Source organism: Eubacteriaceae bacterium Marseille-Q4139 (assembly GCA_018223415.1).
Lineage (GTDB): Bacteria > Bacillota > Clostridia > Lachnospirales > Lachnospiraceae > CABSIM01.
Map to the genome: position 1 here is coordinate 1,303,294 of JAGTTQ010000001.1, position 21,109 is coordinate 1,324,402.

The window sequence follows — 21,109 nt, forward strand, 5'->3', positions numbered from 1 at the left end:
AAAAACTCCCATTTTAAGATGGGGACTGCATTATATGTCCTACACTCCTATTATAGCAAACTGCATATGAGAAGGCCACTGTATTTTTACGCATTGCTCTTTCTTGTACTATCTGCCTGTTATCATGGCAGGGGGGCACACACTCGCGCCGGAACGCGGCTGCGCCAGCAGCCATATTCCTTTGCGCGGAGTGCGTGCCCCCACAATTTCCATCCTCAGATCACCGGGCTCACCGCGTTCTTATATTCCTCAAATTCCCTGTCGGAACAGTACACCGTATGTCCCGGCGACGCCTCATGGTAGGACGGCTGTTCGCCCTCGCCGTACTGATGGATGGACGGGTCATAGTGGATTTTCTTTCTCTTTTTCTCCGCCACCGGATCCGGCTCCGGAATGGCCGATAACAGCGCCCGCGTGTAGGGATGCATCGGATGGGCGAAAAGCTCGTCGGAGTCCGCCATTTCCACCAGCTTCCCATAATACATGACGCCGATCCGGTCGGAAAAATACTTGACGACCGACAAATTGTGGGCGATGAAGAGAATCGTAAGCCCCATCTCACTTTTGAGCTGGTTTAACAGGTTGATAACCTGGGCCTGAACGGAAACGTCCAGCGCCGACACCGGCTCGTCGGCAATCACCATCTGCGGCTTTACGATCAGCGCCCTGGCAATGCCGATTCGCTGCCTTTGGCCGCCGGAAAACTCATGAGGATAGCGGGAGGCATGCTCGGCCTGAAGCCCCACATGCTCCAACATCTCCACCACGCGGCGGTGCAGCTCCGCCTGATCCTTTACGCCGCGGATTTTTAAGCCCTCGGCAATGATCTCCTGCACGGTCATCCTGGGATTTAACGACGCGATGGGATCCTGGAAAATCATGGCGATGTTGTCGGTAATATATTTCCTTAGCTTCTTATCGATCTTTCCCGAAATATCCGTGCCGTCAAAGCGGATGGTGCCGTCTGTGGGGTCGTAAAGCCGGATAATCGTGCGCCCCGTCGTCGTCTTCCCGCAGCCGGACTCGCCCACGAGGCCAAAGGTCTCGCCGCGCTTCACATAAAAGCTCACGTCGTCTACGGCCTTTACGAGCGACGTTTTCCCGCGTTTTTTCGACTCAAAATGCATGCTCAGATGCTCTACCTCTAAAATTCGGTTCCTGTCATCCATTCTGTGCTGCCTCCTCCCTCATCCTGGCAATCCTGTGCCTTAAAATCTCCGGCAGCTCCACCTTCGGCGCGTCGGGATGGAGAAGCCAGGTGGCCGCATAGTGGGTATCGGAGAGCTTGAAATACGGCGGCTCCTTTTCAAAATCAATCTTTAACGCATACTTATTCCTGGCCGCAAACGCGTCGCCTGCCGGCGGGTGCAGCATGTTGGGCGGCGCGCCGGGGATGGAAAATAACGTCTCTTTCGTGTGCAGGTCGGGCATGGCCGATAAAAGCGCCCAGGTATAGGGATGGGCCGGCCGGTAGAAGATGTCCTCGCAGGTACCCACCTCGACGATGCGCCCGGCGTACATGACGCAGACCCTGTCGGCCATGTTGGCGACAACGCCGAGGTCATGGGTGATGAAAATGATGGAGAGGTTCCGCTCCTTTTTCATCTCATTGATAAGCTCCAGAATCCTCGCCTGAATCGTCACATCGAGGGCCGTCGTCGGCTCGTCGCAGATTAAGATTTCCGGGTTGCTGGCAAGGGCGATGGCGATGACGATCCTCTGGCGCATGCCGCCGGAAAACTGGAACGGGTATGCGTCGTACCGCTCCGCCGCGTTTGGGATTCCCACGGCCTCCATAAGCTCGATGGCCCGCTCCTTGGCTTTGGAGCGTTCGATGGATTTGCTTAAAATCAATGCCTCCGTGATCTGCTTTCCGATTTTCATGATGGGATTCAAGGCGGAAAGGGGATCCTGGAACACCAGGGAAATCCGCTTTCCCCTGATTTTATAGAAATCCTTTTCCTTGTATTTCGTCATGTCCTCGCCGCGGTACAAAACCTCGCCGTTATCAATGTGCCCGTTTTTCGGCAGAATCCCCAAAATGGCCTTTGTCGTCACGGATTTCCCCGAGCCGGACTCGCCCACAATCGCCAGCGTCTCGCCCTTATAAAGGTCGAAATTCACGTCGCGGACGGCCCGCACGGTCCCGGAGAATGCCTTAAAGGACACGGAAAGATCTTTTACGCTTAAAATAGGTTCCATACTGTCTCCTCCTTCCTCTATGCGCCTCTCTGGGTCGGGTCAAAGGCATCTCTTAAGCCGTTTGAAAGCATGTTGAACGCGATCATCAGAAGGGAAATCACAACGGCCGGGAAGAATACCTGGTTCGGGTACTGCTGCATGACCTTCTGCCCCTGGGACAAAAGGACGCCGATGGACGCCTCCGGCGCACGGATTCCGAGGCCGATGTACGCCAGGAAAGACTCCGTAAAAATAGCGCCTGGAATCGCAACCATGGCCCTTGTAATGATGGGGCCGATGGAGTTCGGCAGGATGTGGCGGAAAATCAGCGCCATGTCCTTGACGCCGAGCGTCCTGGCCGCCAGCACGTACTCGCTTCCTTTATACCGGTAGAACTGGGAACGGATCATCCTGGCCGTGCCGATCCAGTTCTGGACGATGAGACAGAGGATGATGGACATCATGCCGGTGCCGAAAAACAGGATGAATAGCGTCACCACGACGATCTCCGGGAATGCGCCGATGATCTCTGTGATACGCATCATAATCATGTCGGTTTTGCCGCCGTAATAGCCGGCAATGGAGCCGTAGACGATGCCGATGAACACGTTGCAGAACACGGAAACAAAGGCGATGACTAAGGACACCCTGGCGCCCCGCCACATGCGTACCCAGAGGTCGCGGCCCAGATAATCGGTGCCCATCCAGAAATACGTCCCGTCCTCGAGGCCGGAGTATTTATAGTAGTCCACCTTCACATCGCACATCTCGACGCCCTGCACCGTCCGGTGGTTGATGACCTTTAAGATACTGCCCTCGGGATAGCGGTTCGTATCGTCCAGGGCATCCACGCGGCGGTTCGTCAGCCACCTGGTGCCGTCTAAAAGCCCGAAGTTTTCCAGTACAGGCATCTTCGGCGGCAGGTTGATCCTGTTTAAATCCTGGTCGTTGTAGTCCCAGCGGCTCATAATCGGCGCGAAAATGGCAAACACCAGGATCACTAAAATCCCGATAAAGGCCGCGATGGAAACCCGGCTCTTGCAGAACCGCAGCATGGCGTCCTTAAAGAAGCCGATGGGCTTATCCTGGAATTTTTCATCGGCGATGGCGTCTCCCATCTGGACAAATTCCAGCTTTTCTTTTTCAATTTTGTATTCCTCATTATCAGGAGAATAGAATTTCGCCATTATTTCTTCCCTCCCATCCTGACGCGCGGGTCAATGATCCCGTAGGAAAGGTCAACCACAAGCACGGTGATTAAGGACACCAGCGTATAGAAAATCAGGGTCGCAAGCGTCACGGTGTAGTCCGGGGCATTGATGGAATTTACCATGATGCCGCCCATGCCGGGAATCGAGAAAATCGTCTCAATGACGAGGCTGCCGCCCATGATGCCCGTAAACATCGGGACGATGATGTTCATGAGCGGGAGCAGGGAATTGCGGATCCCGTGGTTGATGGTGGCCTGCCGCTCCGTGAGGCCCTTTGTCTTTGCAAGCAGCATGAAGTCGGCGTTGATGGTCTCCGCAAGCTCTGCCCTTAAGTATCTTGTAACCCTGGCAATGGGGCTTAAAGACAGGGCGATGATCGGGAGCGCCAGACCGTAGAGCCGGTCCATGCCTGTGGATGTGGCGTCGTAGATGATCGGGAACAGGCCGCCCTTAAAGGCCACGAAATACTGGAGCAGCGTGGCGAAAATGAACGACGGCACCGAGATGAAAATGACAACCATGAACGAAATCAGATAGTCCGTGACCGTATTCTTCCGTATGGCTGCCACGACGCCGAAAATAATGCCGAGGGGCAGCGAAATTAACAGGGAAAAAAAATTGATATAGAGGGTCACGGGGATTTTTGTCTTTATGATGTCCCAGACCGGGACGTTGATGTAGAGCTTTAAGGAAGTCCCCCAATCGCCTTCCAGAACAAGCCCCTTTAAAAACAGCGCATACTGCACCGGGATCGGTTTATCCAGATTGTACTTTGCCTCCAGGGCCGCCCGCTGCTCAAACGTCATGTCCACGGCATCATCAAAGATCCCGCCCGGCATCAGGCGGATTACCATGAAGCCGATGGTGATGATGATAAATAAGGTTAAGAGCATTGCCACAATTCGCTGTATAAAATATTTTGCCATACCCAAGTTCCTTTCCAAACGGCTTTTGGCAGTGCAGCCAGCGCCGCGTAAATCGGGAAATGCCTGCCGCCACGCTGATTCTGACGGCAGGCATTCCGGTTATGTCATAACGCTACTGGGCATCTACGGAGCTCAGGATATATCCAAAGCCATAGCCCGGAATATAGTTCTGCGTTACCAGATGAACCCGCGGGCTGATGAGGTAGTAGCTCGGCGCTTCGTAGGCCGGGACGCATACCACGTCGTCCAGCGCGATTTTCTCCATCTCTCTCGTCAGCTCCATGCGGTATTCCGGATCGAGCTTCGCCTCGATGTCGTAGTTTGCCGTCTCCCAGAGGGCGTCGTATTCTTCGTTGTAATACGGCTCGTTCTTGTTGGAGTACATGCTGGTGTAAACCTTAAGGCCGTTCCACGGGGCCGGCGTACTGGTGTTCCAGCCTCTCCACTGGAGCTCAAAGCTGTTGGGATCCCCATTCTTCCAGCCCTGGATATAGGTGGTGAGAACCGAGCTCGGCGCTGCCATCAGCTCTAAGGTAAAGGTGTCACCGAAGATATCCGGCAGGGTCTTATGTAAGAACTCGGAGGCCGCCTTGTTGTTGGCGCTGGTTTCGTTGTACTGGAGCGTTAAGGTCAGGCTTGTGAGGCCGCTTTCCTCCATGGCCTTGTCGTAGTATTCCTTTGCAAGCTCCGGATCGTAGCCCAGGTTTTCGGTCAGGTACTCGGAAGACTCCGGCATGTTTCGGAAGGTCTGGCCGTCAAGTCCAAGGCACTTGGAGGCCACCAGATAATTGGATGGGATGCCGTTTGTCATCTTTGCAATGCTTTCGCGGTCGATGGCATAGAACAGGGCTTTCCGGAAGTTTAAGTTCCCGAGGATGCCGTTGTTCTCGGTGTTCTGATGGTTGATGCAGATTGTCTGGATCGATGTTGCGGGGGCCGTCTTGATGCTCGGGTCGTCGATGTACTGCTCGATGGCTTCAGGGCTTAGGGAAACCACTTCCAGCTCGTTGTTTAAGTAAAGCTCCAACGCCGTATTCCTGTCGCCGACCACACGGTATTCGTAGCCGTCTAACTTGATTTTGTCGGCCAGGACGTAGTCCGGGTTCGCCTCATAGCGGAACAGGGAGCCGGGGATCCATTCTTTTAAGATGAAAGCTCCGCAGCTCTTATAGGAGTCCAGATTGGAGCCGTAGGTGGTATTTGTCCTGTCGTCGTTCATGCAGGCCTCATAAGTCGGCTTGTGGATGACGCAGGTCCATGCGTAGTTAAAATGGGCTTTGATATCGTCAGCCGTTACCGGGGCGTCAAGGAGAAGCTCCAGCGTGTAGTCGTCGGCCTTTTTGATTCCCACTTCATCCCAGGAAACCGTGCCTTCCGTTCCCTGAAGGTAGTAATCGGTCGCTTTCGTGATGGTGATATAGTCGCTGGCAAGCTGGGATGCGCGGTTGTTGACGAGAAGCGGATCCAGACACATCTGGAACGAATAAATCACGTCGTCAACGGTGATGGCCTCACCAGTCTCCCACTTCGCATTTTCACGCAGCTTGATGTGCCATACCTTTCCTTCCTCGTCCACCTGCTCCGGCTCAGACTCGGCAAGCTCCGGCACGTACTCGAAAGCCGTGGCGTCAGCCGTCGGGTAATCGCGGTAGAGAAGGAGCGAGGTCATGCCGAAAACATCGGCGCTGGCGCTGGCCGTGTAGATGTGCGGATTGATCGTATCAATATCCGTCGTCAGGTAGTTGCGGAACACGCCGCCTGTGGCTTCTGCGCTCTCCGCCGCTTCGGTTTCCCCGCCTGACGTCTCGCCTGCCGCCTCGGTGGATGCCGCTGCCGCCGTTGTCTCGTTTCCGGAATCTCCCGGATTCTTCGGCTCGCTGCTGCATCCGGAAAGGAGGCCTGCTGTCACGGCACATGCCAGAAGGATTGATACTGCTCGTTTTTTCATAGAAAACTCCCCTTTCTTCTTCTATTTTTCAGGGCGTGACGCCCTCAAAAACCATACTTTTCCCGATAAGTCCTGTCTGTTTTTGTTAAATTTCTCTTTTTTACATGTTCTGATTATACATTTCGACAAAATACATCGTCAAATCCATTCCCTCCTCTTAAGCCCCGACCGGCCGTCTTTTTTCTGTTTGGGCAGTTTAAACAGGTATTTTTCATCTTTATCTGCCTAATCAGACCGTCTTGGGCTCTCCTGCTATATATATGAAAAAAGCCGTACTTTAGGAGCAAAAACTCTCAAAAGTACGGCTTTCTGCTGAAAGCTTCCATATATGCGGCTTAAAAAACGATCCATGTGCCGAGAAAGGAAAGGATCAAAAAGACGGCTCCGGCTGCCAGCGGTTCCAGGCAGGACGGCCCTTTTTTCTTTTCCGAAAGGTAGTCGTAATAGCTCCCAAGGGTTTCCGTCGTCCCGGGGGCAATGGCCTCGTTCTCTTCTTCTTCTTTTTCGTGGCGTTTTCCGTATTTCCACACCTTCCTGTGGCTGTACACAAAGAGGTCGAAGGTACCGGAGCCGCGGATGAACCTGGCCGCGCCCCAGATAAACGGCAGCATGCCGCCAAGGAACAGGCAGTTGATTATCCGGTACGACGCTTCGGCCTCATGACTGAACAGGAAATAAAGGATGCCGGCCGCAGCGCCTGCGGCCAGAAAGTTTCGGAAGCTCCTGATGGAAAAATGATTCATGTCTTTCTTCCTCCTGCATGTTCATGTCCTAGAGAAGAATCTCCCCCTCTTCCGTCAGCTCGCAGCCGCCCCGCGTCCTGTTGGCCTTTATGAGGCCGCGGTCGGCCAGGTTCCTTAAGAGGCTGCGGATTTTCCCCTCCGAGACTTCCATCCCTCGGGTTTCCAGCTCCGCGCAGAGCCTGGCGCGCCCGATTCCCGGATGGCTCCCGATAAAGGATAACAGCTCCCGTTCCAACGGCCCAACACGCTCCTGACGTGCCCTCACCCATGCCAGCATGTACGGCGGAAGATCTTTTTCATGGAAACGGCCGCCGCTTTGGATACAGGAGAGGTACTTGCACATGTTGGCGATTTCCTTCACATTTCCCGGCCAGGGATATTGGTTTAAGACGCGGCGCAGGCCGTCGCCGAACAGCTCTTCCCACGTAAGGGCAGGATTTCCGCAGAGGTTTCTGAGGAAGTATTCACAGAGAAGGCGGATGTCCTCCGGCCGTTCCCTGACCGGGACTGTCTCCGCCGAAACCTCGCCGAGGCGGAAGAACAGCTCCGGAAGGAAGTCCCCCTCCTGACACATCTCATAGAGGCTCCTTGGCGAGGAAGAGATAATCCGCAGCCCTTTCCTGGCATCAAGAAGCCTGAGCACCTCCCGCTGGAGCTTCTCCGTCAGGCATTGGACGCCGTCGAGATAAAGCGTCCCTTTCCCGTCTGCAAAGATGTTCCCCTCATAGATTTCCGCAAGCTTTCGGATGGTCTCCTCTTCGGAGAGCGCCGTCAGATGGAGCCTGTAAAACGGGTGTGTGCTGGCGCCGGAATTGCTGTGGATGGCCTGGGCAAGCAGGTGTTTTCCCGTCCCGTTCTCCCCTTCAATCAGGATTCGGAAATCCGTCAGGGACATCCGCTTCGCCGTCTCCAGCATGGCCTTCGTCTTTTTGTCCCCGGTCAGATAATCCTCAAAGCGGCAGGCTGCCTCTTCCGGTTTCCGCACATCCCGGGGAGCCCGTGCCGCTGCCCCCGGCTGGCAGTGGAGAAACAGCAGCTTTTCATGGGCAAAATCCTCAATTTCCTGGAACAGCACCACAATGCCTGTTCCTTCCTCCCCCAGCATAACATGGTTCCCGCCGCGCCTTCGCGCCTCTAAAAGCTGCCGGTAAAATTCCGGCGCCGCCTCCTTAAGAAGCATGCCCACGAGACGCGGCTTCTCGATAGAAAGTGCCTCTGCAAACGGGCGGTTCACAAGGGTGATGGCCCCGCGGCCGTTGACGACGCAGACGCCGGTGCCGATGTTGGTAATGATGCTCTGGGTCAGAAATTTCGTATTGTTGGCCTGTTCCAGCCTGTGATTTGCCACCTTTAAAAGCTGGACATACTGGCTGATGAAATTCTTCGTCACCTCATCCACCAACCCCATGGGCAGTCCAAAAAATGCCGCAATCCCGGCAATCGTGGAGATATCCGGCACGCGGATTCCCACATCCACCACGTTGGGGATGTACTTGGGAACAAGCCTGGATTCCCCGACGGTCACGGCGTAGCGCACCTCCGGATCCGTCTCGCCGGCGCCGGGGCCGAACGGCAGGAAGTGATACTGGCTTAACCCCACCTGCCCGAGCATCTCAATCGCCAGCCGGGCGTTGGCAAGCGTGTCGTTTACCACGTAAACCTTCTCGCCTGACGGGATTGTCAGGATCCTGTGGAGATACGTGTAGTTAAACGTCCGCACGCACCGGATATATGGGGTCGGCTCCGGCATGAACGGCTCCGCAGCCTGGAAGGCCGCGTCGGAGGCAAAGAGCACTAATTCTGCCCCCCCCCCGCAAAAAATTCCCGCGTCACAATGTCCGTCAGGCACGCCTCCAGGTCGATGTACGGGCCAAAAATATTCGTCAGATAAGACCGGAGCCCGATGCTCGTCGACGGGCTCTTTGATAACAGCAGTACCTTATGCTTCAATTTTATCCCTCCTGGTCTTCAGGTGCAGATCTGAAACCAATTCTCTCCAAAGTATAGCACCCGGACGGCAGGAAGTACAGGAAAATCTATTCCGCCAAAAGCCCCTTTTCCACCAGGAACTCCCGGGCTGCCGTATCAAGATCGCGTCCCTCGACGTCCACTTCATACGTCAGGTTCACCATGTCTTCGGTCGTCACCTGGCCTTCCAGGAGATTCAACACCTCTTCCAGATCCGGCGCAATGTCAGAAACCCGCTCAAACACGTCGTCCCGGAACAGAAGCGCCCCGTTGTACTCCGGGAAGAAGTTCAAATCGTCTTCCAGGATTTTAAGGCCGGCCTTCCGGTTCAAACCATCCGTCGCGTACACCACCGTCACGTCAAAGCTCCCGTTTTCCACGGCGTTGTACTTAAGCCCCAGATCCACCGGCGCCGTCTTTTTGAAATTCAGGCCGTAGTGGGCCGCAAACGGGCCGTATTTCATGCTGCCCTCTTCGGTAAAGAACTCATGCTCGGCGCCGAAGACAAGCTGGTTCGCAATGGGCACCAGGTCGCTGATGCATTCCAGGCCGTACTCTTCGGCCAGCTTCTCAGGAACGGCGATGGCATAGGTATTGTCAAGCCCCAGCTTTCCTAAAAGCCGGACGCCGTACCGTTCCATGCCCTTTTCGTTGGCAAAGTCATAAAGGCTCTGCCCCTCGGGAATATCCGCCGTGTCAAGTCCCAAATAAGTCGTTAAAAGCGTGCCGTCGTAGCCCATGATGAAATCTCCCTGGGGTTCTGCGGCCGTCAATTCGTTGAAGGCATTGACGCTGCTCATCTCGTCCATGACGACGACGCTTAAATCCGTCCTGTCTTCCACGAGAAGCTTCGCCATCCGCACGACAATCTGCGGCTCCGTGTAGTTGAGGTCGTACACATAAATGGTGTCTGATTTGCTGCCGGAAGCCGAACCGGTTCCGTATGGCAGAACAAGAAGGAACGCGCCGAGCACCACGGCCACGGGAATCCACATGGCCCTCGAGCCGCCGTGCCCTTCCTTCATCTTCTTTTCAAACCAGCCCATGAGCGTATCCAAAAGGACGGCAATCACCATGAGAACCGCCGTCGCGCCGAGAATCAGCCCCATGTCCTGAATGCGGATGCCGCGGTTGATGACGGTACCCAGACCGCCGCCGCCCACAAAGGCAGCGAAAACAGCAGAGCCGATGGCATTTACGATGGCAATCCGGATTCCGGTGAACACCGTCGGGAATGCCAGCGGGAACTCCACCATAAGGACGCGGTAGGCCTTGCTCATGCCCATGCCGCGGGCCGCCTCCTTGACGCCGGGATCCACCTCCTGAAGCCCCAGGCAGGTGTTCCGCACAATGGGAAGCAGCGAGTACAGCGTAATGCCCACGACAACCGTCACCTTCCCTGCGCCCAAAAACACCATGATGATGCCGAGGAGCGCCAGGGACGGCACCGTCTGGAGCAGGTCAACGACGCGCAAAATAATGCCCCGCGCCTTTGGGTACACATAGGCGCAGATTCCAAGAGGCAGGCCGATCACAATCGACAGAATGCCGGAGGCCAGCACGAGGAATAAGTGCTCCCAAATAAGAGACCATGTCATCGGCGCACCTCCTTTCTAAGCCCCCTTGGCGTCACCTTTTTCTGGAGCCAGTCGATGAGCGAGCCGATTAGAATCGCCAGGACGGCCGCCGGGATGGCGCCGATTAAAATCAGGGTATTGTTGTTGGAGGACGTCCCCTGGTAGACAAAGTCCCCGAGTCCGCCGAGTCCGATCATGGATGCCAGCACGGCCCAGGAGACCGTGTAGACTGCCGCCATCCGGAGACCGGCGATGATCGTCGGCATGGCAAGGGGCAGCTCCACTTTATAAAGGATCTGGAACGGCGACATGCCGCAGCCGCGGGCCGCCTCCAGGTATTTTCCGTCCACGCTCACAATGCCTGTGTAGGTGTTTTTCAGCACCGGGAACATGGCGTAAACCGTCAGGGCGACAATCACTGTCGGGTAAATCATGCCCCACCAGATAAATAAAACGCCGATAAAAACAAGGCCCGGGATCGTCTGGAAAATGGAAAGAACCGGCATGATCATCCCCGACCATTTAGGAACTCTGGAAAGCAGGATTCCCAGAAGCAGGCCGAGGACAAAGCCGATTGTGACCGAAACCAGGACGTAAACCGTATGGATCCCGATTGCCCGCAAAAGCATGGCCCCGTAAGTCTCAATCAATCCGCCCATTTTTCATCACCCCCAGAGGTTGTCGGCCACGGATCGGGCCACACTTGTCTTCGTCACGATTCCCGCGATGGTATCGTCTTCGTTTAACACCACCACATAGTTTGCGCCGGTATCCAGAAGATAGTCCACGCTCTCCTTTGCCTCGTCGCCGACCCGGGCCGTGCGCGTGGCCTGACGGATTAACGGCTCGACGGATTTTAACTCCCGCCCCCAGTGGCGGATGTCGCCGATGGAGACGGTTCCCTGGTACCGCCCGTCCTCGTCCGTCACGAGAAGCGTATCTACGCTCCCCCTTGCCATCAGCTCGGCGCACTCTAAGATGCCGCGGTCGTTCCGGACGCTGTAAACATTGGTACGCATGTAATTTTCCACCTTGGACGGGGCTGCGCTTCCGGCATGCTTTCCGAGGAAGCTCCCCACCAGCTCGTTTGCCGGGTTTGCAAGCATCTCCTCCGGAGATGCCATCTGGACAATCTCGCCTTTATCCATGAAGATGATGATATCCGCCAGTTTTAAGGCCTCTGCCATGTCATGACTTACGAAGACCACCGTCTTTTTTAGCTTCTGCTGGATTTTTTTGACTTCATCCTGGAGTGTTTCACGGGTCATCGGATCCAGGGCGCTGAACGGCTCATCCATCAGGACGATGGGCGGGGAAGCCGCCAGGGCGCGCAGGACGCCGATCCTCTGCTGCTGGCCGCCGGAAAGCTCCGACGGGTATTTGCCGGCATGCTCCTCCATGCCCACCATTTTCAGTAAATCCTGTACGATTTCATCGCATTTCTCTTTACTGTATTTTAAAAGCTTCGGCACGATGCAGATATTCTGGGCCACGGTCATGTTGGGGAACAGGCCGATCTGCTGGATCACGTAGCCGATGTGGCGGCGCAGATCCACCTTATCCGTCTGGCGGATGTCCTTTCCGTCGATGGAGATTTTGCCGGAATCCGGCTCGATCAGACGGTTGATCGTCTTTAGCGTCGTCGTCTTTCCGCAGCCCGACGGGCCGATTAAAATCACGAATTTCCCGTCGGGGATCGTGAAGGTCAGATCTTTTAAAATCGGGCTGTTTCCATAGCTTTTTGAGACATGTTCAAACTGAATCATTCAATCACTCCTTTGATGTCACCAGGCTGTGAGCCGCCTGGACGGCCTCCGGCGTCCCCACCAGGACGATCACGTCGCCGCCGTACAGCTCCGCATAGGGGCCGGGGGAAAGGATCACGGTCTGCCCCCTCCTTATGGCTACAATCGTGCTGCCGGTGGACTGCCAGAATTTCAGCTCCCCGATATTTTTCCCGATTAACGGGGAATCCTTCGGGACTGTCACTTCGTAATTGGGAAGCGGCTGGTTCGCCGCCTCAAAAGTTTCCTGGGCTTTCATAAACGCCGCCATCGCGTCCGAAAGGCGCTTATGGACTTCCTCCGCCTCCTCCATCAGGGCATTTACCTGGCGCCGCAGAGAGTCGGCTTTCGCACTTTCCTGAAAGGTTTCAATATACCGCTTCGCGTTGTCTGAGGATAACACAACAGCACCGCTCTGGGGCTTTACCTCCACCACCTTCATGTCCGAAAGCAGCCAGAGCGAACGCCGGATTGTCTCCGGGGATACGTTGTACTCCGATGCCATCACGGAGCGGCCGTAAATCCGCTGTCCCTCTGCCAGCTCTCCCTTAGCAATCCTGGTTGCCAGGTCTAACGCAATCTGAAGATACTGGGCGGGTACCACAGCTTTTTTCATACTCTTTTTGCACCTCGATTCCAGAAACGACATGCACCTATTATACACTGACAACTTTTTATTGTAAATAGATGTGGCAGTTAAATTTTTATTAAGGAATTATAAAGAGGGGAAGGAGGAGAATGCGCGGGAAGATAAAGGTTGGGCTGATGCTGAGGGAAAAGGGGTGGAATATGGGATTGTCAGGGCGAGAGGAGATGTGGTAATATATGGACAGGAACAGCCGTGTCACTGCAAGGGCGTTGGCCTCCCCATCCTACATAAGAGGGGAGGTGGTGCGGATGAACTTTGATTTCAAAGATATGATGTCTTTCGGAATGTTTATCCTTGCATTACTTACCTTTATTTTTAATAATCGTAAGTAATCGTTTCTAAATCCCAGAAATGGGTATAGAAAAACCACCCTTGTACACTTTGGCCAGTAAAAGGGTGGAATTTCTATCTCTAATCTTTGGCCAACCCCCTTTGTGGGCGGCTGTTCCTTTTATGTTTTAACTATATCACAGATGAGGCAAAAATGCAAGGGCGCGAAAATCCGGGCACTAAGTTCCGCCAAAGGCACCGCGACCGCCCAAGCCGCATGTCCGGGTAGAAACAGCAGAATAACAGATATAAACACAGCGGAAGGAGTCAATATATGAAAGAAAAAATGACAAACTGGATGGATCTGTTTGTTGAATCAATCAACTATATCCTTATCACCTACGCCCTCTCCAATATGGCAATGCTGTTTCAGCACAGCGTCCTGTTCGTTTTGTTTTTTGCGTCCGAAATATGGGTTATGGGAAATTACTGGCGGAAGGTTTATGAAATAACGAAAAGCAAAGTTGGCTCCGCACTTCTCCTGATCGCCTGCTTCCTGCTTCACATTGGATTTGTATATTTTGTCGGCCGGGCTGTCGGGGAGATTGTTCCGTTCCGGCAATAATTTTGACTCGAAACTGTACCAGCATATTTTCTCTTTTCCATCGCTCCCGCCCCCAACATACTATAATACCCCTATCCAACACCCCCAAGGAGGCCGTCCCCATGATTATCAGCGCCAGCCGCCGCACCGACATTCCCACCTACTATTCCGAGTGGTTTTTCCGCCGCCTGCGCGAGGGTTTTGTCCTCGTGAGGAACCCCATGAACCATCGCCAGGTGAGCCGCATCCGCCTGACGCCGGACGTAGTCGACGCCATCGTATTCTGGACAAAGAACCCGGCGCCGATGCTTCCAAAGCTGGGGGAACTCCATGACTATATGTACTATTTCCAGTTCACCATAACGCCTTACGGGCATGATCTGGAGCCGGGGCTCCCCTCCAAAAAGGACTGCATACTCCCGGCCTTCTTTCGCCTCTCGGAGAGCATCGGCCCAGAGCGGGTGATCTGGCGGTATGACCCGATTCTCCTGACGCAGACCTACACCCCGGACTTTCACCTGCGCGCCTTCGAGGCTCTTGCCTGCCGTCTGTCCTCTCACACGAAAACATGCGTCATCAGCTTCCTCGACTTTTACCGGAACACAAAAAAGAACCTGTCCGGTTCCAGGCTTTTGCCGTTTTCCGGAGAGCTTCCGGAGACTCTGACGCGGGGATTTGCGGAAATTGCAGGAAATTATGGGATTGCGCTTAAGACCTGCGCGGAAGAAATAGACCTTCAGAAATACGGAATTGAACATGGAGCCTGCATCGACCAGGCTCTTTTGGAACGCCTTCTTGACTGTCCGCTAAATGCCGGAAAAGATAAGAACCAGCGGCCTGCCTGCGGCTGCATGGAAAGCATCGACATCGGAGCCTACAACACATGCAAAAACGGCTGCCGCTACTGCTACGCCGTCTTAAGCGAAACCTCCGCTGCCGGAAACCTTGGCCGCCATGATCCCTGTTCCCCGCTTCTTACCGGGCATCTCGAAGCAGAGGACAGGGTCACGGAGCGAAACATGCGCTCCCTCAAGGAGACGCAGTTGAAACTTCCATTTTAGGCGGGCAGTTTCAGAGGATCTTTTCAAGCTCCTCCCGTCCCATCATAAGCGCCGCGTCGTCCAGGACGGCGAAAATAATTTCCAGTTCATACGCTTCATGGCGCGCCAGAAACTCTCCGCATGCCCGCAGCGCCTGCTGCCATGCCTCCCGTTTCGGGTACCCGAAAATCCCGGAAGAAATAAGCGGGAAACCGATGGAATGGAGGCCGTGTTCCATGGCAAGCTCCAGAGCTTTTTCATAGCAGCCGTAAAGCTTTTCTGCCTCGCCAAAGCTCCCGCCCTGCCAGACAGGGCCCACGGCATGAATGACATACCCGGCTTTTAAGCCAAAGCCCGGCGTTATGGCTGCGCTCCCTGTGGGGCAGAAACCGATGGCCCGGCAGGCTGCCTCCAGCTTTTCATGGCCGGCTCTCCGGAAAATGGCGCCGCAGACGCCGCCTCCTGCCGCCAGCCTCTCGTTGGCCGCGTTTACGATGGCGTCAGCCGCTAACTGGGTGATGTCGATTTTCTCGATTCTGATTCTGCTCATAGATACTCCCTCCCGGCGCGTCCCAGGCGCGGTGCATGGCCGCGAAAGGGACAAAAATCACTGTCTTCATTATATACCGCCGGACAGGGACAGGCAAGGGGCCGACGCCGTTTATCTGGCAAAGCGGTACATGCGCAGGCCGTCATATAAATCTAACAGCCGGATTAAAAGCCGCATCGGCTCCGCATCTTTTGCCTTTTCCTCTTCGGTCAGCTCTTCATATGGGATTAAGTCGCAGTGGACGCGTCTCAAATCCCGCTCCTGCTTATTCTGATAATCGTCTGCAAACACCCAGCCCATCGACCGCTTCTCCTCGGCCCAACGCTCATGCTCCAAAACAGACAATGTTTCCAGCTCTTCTTTCGTAAAATCCGTTACAAGCTCATAATCCATCGCCCTGCTGTTGTAGAAACAGCCGATTTTTTCCAGATGCACCTGGTAATTCCTGGCCTGGGCCAGATTCGAGAGGCGAAACTCCAGAGAAAGCCGGTCAAAATCCCGCTCCAGCTCTTCCTGGAAGGCCTCCTGTTCCTTTTCCTCCAGCTTTTCTACGCTCTCCGGCGTCAGCTTCTGGTTGTACCTTCCGTTTAAGGCCAGCGCAAAATCATATAGATTCAGATAATCGCTCTCCGACGCATAGCGGTTCCTGGCGCGTTTCTTCTCCTGCCAGGCCGTGGAGACCGAAAGCCCGCCCACACTTTCCAGCGCCAGGAATTCACCGATATCATCCCGGAATTTCAAGGCTCCGCCGGCTTTTGGCATCATGTTCCTGTATGCCGCAGAATTGCAGGCCTTTTCCTTCATGCTGCCGTCATACCAGTATTCCGCCCGGATGCCTCCGTCCTCAAAGAAAAGATCGGCTCCGAAGGGGCTGACCTGCCGCCTCGTATTCTGCCCGTAGGCCGTCCGATCCCAGCACTGAAGCTCATCGCAGAGCATCAGAAGATACGCCAGCGGCTGGCCGTCGTCCAGCGAGAGCCGCCTGCTCATATCCCCACTCTTATAGCTTCCGATCACGCCGAACTCGAAGCGGTACAGGCTGTTATGCAAAAGGATTGCGATGAGGGCGTCCATTTCCTCCATCGGTTCCTTCGAAGAAATGTCATATACCACATGCCCGTCTTCATCCCGGAGCGAAAGCATCCGCTTTAACATCAAAATCCCGCTGAAAAATGCATGATCCATATAAAGAACCGAGTTCACGGCACGGCGTTCCAGAATATCATAAAACTGCTGCCATCCCATGCCCAGCTTCTTCCCGAACCGTTTTTCCAGCTCGGACGCGAAAATATCGTTTAAATCCAGATACCGCTCGCCCTCGATGAGCTTTGTAAGCAGGTTCATGTTTCCATAGGACACAAACGGCGGCGGGCATTCTCCCGGCCTGTCTTTTTTCCCGATTTTCTTCGCCGCAAGCTGGTAGGCGACGGTTTTTATCTGCTGGTGGGCAATCTCAAAGGGATACCCCACATCATGAAACAGCGCCGTAAGCCCCCACTGCTTTAAAAAATGGCAGCACGCTTCGGGGCCGGCCTCCGGGAAGCCAACGCGGCGGTTGTAGGCATTCCGAACTGCCTCATTTTCCTTGTAAACGGCGATTCCCAAAAGGAATACATAGACCGAGTGGGAATAGTGATCCCGGTGGGACATTAAAAGAGAGCCGCTGTTTCCCTCATGTTCCGACAGCGTTTCCAACAGGACTCTGGTGGCCTTATAGCCCTTGCCGAAGGGCGAAAACAAATCGGCATAGCAGTAATAGATATCAAACGCATCCTCTTTCGTTCCCGTCTGCATGAACCGGTGGACGGCGCGTTCGAAGCAGAGGCGGTTGACGTCCTGCTCATAATTATAGGGAATTCCCGATCTTCCCTCCTTTTCCTCTTCGGAATAATTTAACCCCTGGCAGTCCTGCCGGATAAATTCCAGGCAAAGGCGCTCCAGATTCGTCTCCGCCTGATCCATGGCCGGTTCTTTTCCGTCGGCATACTGTTCAAACATCGGATAGCCTGTTTTCATTTTCTTTTCTCCATTCTGAATTTCCATATTTACGGCAAGCGCCATCACAGCTTAAAATACCGGATAAATTCTGCTTCCGGCTCATACTCCACAAAATACTGATCGAGATCATAGGACGGCCCGCCGTTCCGGGACAGATAGCCGTTGTACCGCTCCATCCATTTCATCACTTCATTCACAAGAAGATCGGCGCCGTACCAGTTTCTAAACCAGAAATCCCCTGCTTTAAGCGGCTGGTAATGCTTCTTGTTCGCCTCGCTGATTCTGGCCTCGAACATTTCGCCTGAAACCACATATGGCTCGGCATTTCCGCCCCGGTCTGCCTCCGCGGCGCAGGCCTCAAAAAAGCCTTTTCCGCTTCTCCTATAAAAGGCCTCCAGCATCTGTCCGAACAGGGGCTTCCATTTGTTCCCCGTCACCTGGACGGCTCCATCCGGCCCCGGAAGCTCCAGGCTGATCCGCTTAAAGCCCACCGGCGGAGTTTTTCCGCCGCCGGTAAGCCGCATAAATTCTTTTTTATTGTCCGAGAGGGCCACCTCGAACGTCTTTTTAAAATCCCGGATCGGCTGGCGGAACGCGGTTTCCTGCGGCATGGAAAGTTCCTGCGCCGTCGCGGCGGTTTCTGCTGCTGCGGTATTCTCTGCAAGGCCTCCCGTGCCTCCATTCTCTGTCCTGGAGGCCGCCAGAATCACCGCCTGCTTTCCGCCGTCTTTCAGAAAGACACCTGTGACATCCAGCCCGGTTTCCCGAAGCCTTGTCCGAAGTTTTTCCACAAAACCTTTATTGGAAAGGTGGGTATATAGATACCAGCCCGGCTGATTTTCCATCCTTGTGTAATGCTTTTGGTTGCTCCAGTCCATAGCGGCAAGCCGTTCTTCCGGCACAAGATGGGGCTCTTTGTTGGACTTCATTCCCTCATAGGCCTTTCTTAAATATTCTTCTCCCAACTGTCCGGCCATGGCCTGTACCATGCTCTTATAGAAGGCACGGATGGTATTTTCCTGAACCGCAAGCCCGCCCAAAACCGTTCCCGGCGCCTCCAGTTTGATTCCGGAGGGGAACGACACGGATTTGTTCTCGTCCATGTACTTCATGAAGTCCTGGCAGCTTAAACGGATGCCATCCTGGGGCGGATTGGGGGCTGGCTGTGGGGTGGAGACCTCCTGGGAATCCATAGTCATAACTTCTGATGGGATAGTTTCCTCATGGTCATGAACCAAAATCTGATGTGTTTTCAAACTATTCAAAATGTCTTCCCAGTCATCAATCCATTTAGAGTTATCAAACTGAGGCTCCTGATTTTCTATTACTTCTGACATACAGAGTGCAACTCCCTGTTTGGTTTTCACACTGCTTCCTGCCACCATCTTTTCAAGAGTGCTGTACCAGTCTCCATTTGTGCCGTCCAAATTCATCAGGCCTTTAAGGCCGCTCTTTACACACTCAATCTCTTCATTGCTCGGCTCCTCTTTCAACGCCTCTTCTCTCGATGATTGTGCCAGCTCATATACTGCCGTCTTAATGTAGACGCTCCTATCGCTGTTCAGATTCACTGGTATTAAAGGAAGCTCCCTTTTCTTATATCGTCTTATTCTCACGGCAGTTGAATAGCGATAAAGAAATTCCATAAGTGCCGGATAGCTCTGTATATAATTTTTACTGAAAAACGCCATCATAACTTTGCATCTGGGGTTTTCAAGCCGTCTTTCCATAAGCTCAACCCAACTTTTAGAATCTCCGGCATACTCTGTATCAATCGAAATCCTTACCCCTTCCTGCAACAGCCATGCCACCAGTTCATAAACCTTTTTGGCGTCATCGTCTGCATGGCTATAACTAATGAATGCATAATCTTCCTCCGGATATTTATCCCAATTCTTTCTGTGCCAGTGTTTCACCCGCTGTTTTAATTCCGAAAGCGGCATCGCCCTCAGTTCATCCCTCGTCAGCTTCTTCTCCTGCATTCCCATATTCCCCAAATCCTTTCTCCTTTTGTTTCGTCTCCTGTCTCTCACCAAGGTTTCTCAGACATTCCTTCACCTGCTCCAGGTCATACTGCTGTTCCTTTTTCGGCAGCTCCCTGTAAGGCCCAAGCCACGGATGCTTCCTTTCTCTCTCACTTCGCTTTTCCAGTCTCTCATCCAGCGTCCAGTTGTTCCACCAGTGGAACCGGCACCACCGGATATGCTCCAGAGCGGCCAGACGCTCCATGTCGGTATCCGCGACCGTGCCATCTTCTCTTTCACATTCACGTAAAAGGCATTGCAGCACCTCCCCGTAATCAGCCGCCGCAATATTGCTGTACCGGTCAAAAAAGCTCGGAAGGCGTTTCCATGCCGCCTCCACGGCCTTTCGATATTCCTTTTCCGAACGAAATTCTGTTTTCTCCTGACCTGCTCTGTTCGCGTACTGCCAGTGAAGCTCCTTCGCTTCCTTTAAAAGCGCTTCCCGGATGATGTACTCCTTTGTGACCGCCTCTTCATAACGGCCAAAAAACCGGACTGCACCTTTTATCTCCCCGGCCAGACCGCAGGCCTCCCCGCCGCCAAGCTTTACATGGATTCCCGGCTTCTCCTCTCCGATTTCCCAGATCTCCGCATCGGAAAGAAGGAACAAAAGCCGTGTCAGGTTCTTGCTGTTCTCATGATCCTGACAGAAAATCAGGCGATGCAGGCTGCGGATAACAGCAAGCCCCTGCGATGAGTCCCAGTCTTCCTCATGGAAGATCACCTGATCCTTCGTGCCGTCCGGGAACAATGCATCCCCGTTTCTTTCCTCAAAAATCCTGTGCAGACGCGAAAAGGACTGATTTTCCGCTCCCCAGACATGATAAACAAGCTCCTGATCTTCGCTGTAAATATTTCTCAGCAGGCCGTATGCCAAAAGATTCTGCCCCAGATTGTCAAACCCGATCAGGCCAATCTCCCGTTTCGTTGTCTTGTCTTCTCCATGGCATAAAAAAACAGGATACTGCTTCCAGTAAAGCCTGGCGATGTTTTCCGAGATGCTGAACACGTTTACCTCGTCCGGCATCGCCCCGGATGGAAGAATGGTTTCCAGGTTCAGATACACCTGGCTCCCCTTAAAAATGTCCCGGTTCTTTTCATAAAACAGAAGGTTTTCTGTCCCCGGCCCACGCATCAAAATCTGCCTTCCTGCCGGGCTGGCCTGATCCCCCTGAATTAAGAGGATACGCTTTGGAAAACTGCCTTCTTCCATGGAAATGTCTTCGGCCAGTTTTTCCGCGTAGAAGCCGGAGCCGTAGATGATCGTCCCTTTGCAGGCGGAAATCCAGAGCCGCAGGGCTTTGTCCCTCAGCGGGCGCACCAGCCAGATAAGACCCGAGCCAGTGGCCGCAAGTCCCCACCATCTGGCTGCCTCCAGCCATAAATTTAAGTCTTCCGCCTCACAGGAGCCCCCATAAAGGCTCACCGCGGCATACAGGCTGTCCAGATAGCGTCCCGGCCACAGCTTCAAATACCCATAAACACCGAAGCAAAACGGCGCCGTGTACCATATCAAATGAAGCAGGCGCCGCCACGCTGCCGCTCTGGCTCTCCGCTTTCTTTTCCACTCCGCGTTCCTGTTTCCTGCCATATCGTCCTGTACCCCTGTCTCCCGGAATGTCCGGGGTTTTCCCAT

The 21,109-nt window shown here is 54.1% G+C and carries 18 protein-coding genes; 2 read left to right on the forward strand and 16 right to left on the reverse strand.

What is annotated here, in order from left to right; all coding sequences use genetic code 11:
* Window positions 1–215: 215 nt before the first annotated feature.
* The 12 genes from KE531_06290 to KE531_06345 form a co-directional block, all read right to left on the reverse strand.
* On the reverse strand, window positions 216–1,169 hold the full coding sequence (locus tag KE531_06290) for an ATP-binding cassette domain-containing protein (protein ID MBR9953234.1): 954 nt from the start codon (window positions 1,167–1,169) through the stop codon (window positions 216–218).
* On the reverse strand, window positions 1,162–2,202 hold the full coding sequence (locus tag KE531_06295) for an ABC transporter ATP-binding protein (GenBank protein MBR9953235.1): 1,041 nt from the start codon (window positions 2,200–2,202) through the stop codon (window positions 1,162–1,164). The genes KE531_06290 and KE531_06295 overlap by 8 nt, the downstream gene beginning before the upstream one ends.
* Window positions 2,203–2,219: 17 nt before the next feature.
* Window positions 2,220–3,368 (reverse strand): ABC transporter permease, encoded by a 1,149-nt coding sequence (locus KE531_06300; GenBank protein ID MBR9953236.1) that lies wholly within the window; start codon window positions 3,366–3,368, stop codon window positions 2,220–2,222.
* On the reverse strand, window positions 3,368–4,318 hold the full coding sequence (locus tag KE531_06305) for an ABC transporter permease (GenBank protein ID MBR9953237.1): 951 nt from the start codon (window positions 4,316–4,318) through the stop codon (window positions 3,368–3,370). Before KE531_06305 ends, KE531_06300 begins: the two co-directional genes overlap by 1 nt.
* A gap of 112 nt (window positions 4,319–4,430) precedes the next feature.
* Window positions 4,431–6,266, reverse strand: coding sequence for a peptide ABC transporter substrate-binding protein (locus KE531_06310; GenBank protein MBR9953238.1), 1,836 nt, complete (start codon window positions 6,264–6,266; stop codon window positions 4,431–4,433).
* 335 nt (window positions 6,267–6,601) lie between these two features.
* The gene (locus KE531_06315; GenBank protein ID MBR9953239.1) at window positions 6,602–7,009 is read right to left on the reverse strand and encodes a DUF3899 domain-containing protein; all 408 of its coding nucleotides are present in this window, start codon (window positions 7,007–7,009) and stop codon (window positions 6,602–6,604) included.
* A gap of 28 nt (window positions 7,010–7,037) precedes the next feature.
* The gene (locus KE531_06320) at window positions 7,038–8,804 is read right to left on the reverse strand and encodes a sigma 54-interacting transcriptional regulator (protein ID MBR9953240.1); all 1,767 of its coding nucleotides are present in this window, start codon (window positions 8,802–8,804) and stop codon (window positions 7,038–7,040) included.
* Window positions 8,804–8,959: a hypothetical protein gene (locus KE531_06325; protein MBR9953241.1), complete on the reverse strand. Its 156-nt coding sequence runs from the start codon at window positions 8,957–8,959 to the stop codon at window positions 8,804–8,806. Before KE531_06325 ends, KE531_06320 begins: the two co-directional genes overlap by 1 nt.
* Before the next feature lie 86 nt (window positions 8,960–9,045).
* The gene (locus KE531_06330; protein MBR9953242.1) at window positions 9,046–10,575 is read right to left on the reverse strand and encodes an ABC transporter permease subunit; all 1,530 of its coding nucleotides are present in this window, start codon (window positions 10,573–10,575) and stop codon (window positions 9,046–9,048) included.
* Window positions 10,572–11,213, reverse strand: a complete 642-nt coding sequence (locus tag KE531_06335) for an ABC transporter permease (GenBank protein ID MBR9953243.1) — start codon at window positions 11,211–11,213, stop codon at window positions 10,572–10,574. Before KE531_06335 ends, KE531_06330 begins: the two co-directional genes overlap by 4 nt.
* Window positions 11,214–11,219: 6 nt before the next feature.
* Entirely contained in the window at window positions 11,220–12,320 is a 1,101-nt protein-coding gene (locus KE531_06340) for an ABC transporter ATP-binding protein (GenBank protein MBR9953244.1), read from the reverse strand.
* 4 nt (window positions 12,321–12,324) lie between these two features.
* Window positions 12,325–12,954 carry a GntR family transcriptional regulator gene (locus KE531_06345; GenBank protein MBR9953245.1) on the reverse strand — a complete coding sequence of 210 codons (630 nt, stop codon included), beginning with the start codon at window positions 12,952–12,954 and terminating at the stop codon, window positions 12,325–12,327.
* Window positions 12,955–13,591: 637 nt separating this feature from the next.
* Between KE531_06345 and KE531_06350 the strand changes: the two genes are divergently transcribed.
* Window positions 13,592–13,882, forward strand: coding sequence for a hypothetical protein (locus KE531_06350; protein MBR9953246.1), 291 nt, complete (start codon window positions 13,592–13,594; stop codon window positions 13,880–13,882).
* Between the two features lie 101 nt (window positions 13,883–13,983).
* On the forward strand, window positions 13,984–14,922 hold the full coding sequence (locus KE531_06355) for a DUF1848 domain-containing protein (GenBank protein ID MBR9953247.1): 939 nt from the start codon (window positions 13,984–13,986) through the stop codon (window positions 14,920–14,922).
* Window positions 14,923–14,932: 10 nt separating this feature from the next.
* Here KE531_06355 and KE531_06360 read toward each other — a convergent pair whose 3' ends face one another.
* The 4 genes from KE531_06360 to KE531_06375 form a co-directional block, all read right to left on the reverse strand.
* Window positions 14,933–15,451 (reverse strand): macro domain-containing protein, encoded by a 519-nt coding sequence (locus tag KE531_06360; protein MBR9953248.1) that lies wholly within the window; start codon window positions 15,449–15,451, stop codon window positions 14,933–14,935.
* Between the two features lie 111 nt (window positions 15,452–15,562).
* Entirely contained in the window at window positions 15,563–17,467 is a 1,905-nt protein-coding gene (locus KE531_06365) for a hypothetical protein (GenBank protein MBR9953249.1), read from the reverse strand.
* A gap of 44 nt (window positions 17,468–17,511) precedes the next feature.
* Complete coding sequence (locus KE531_06370; protein MBR9953250.1) at window positions 17,512–19,437, reverse strand: toll/interleukin-1 receptor domain-containing protein; 1,926 nt, start codon at window positions 19,435–19,437, stop codon at window positions 17,512–17,514.
* Window positions 19,403–21,109 carry a hypothetical protein gene (locus KE531_06375; protein ID MBR9953251.1) on the reverse strand — a complete coding sequence of 569 codons (1,707 nt, stop codon included), beginning with the start codon at window positions 21,107–21,109 and terminating at the stop codon, window positions 19,403–19,405. The genes KE531_06370 and KE531_06375 overlap by 35 nt, the downstream gene beginning before the upstream one ends.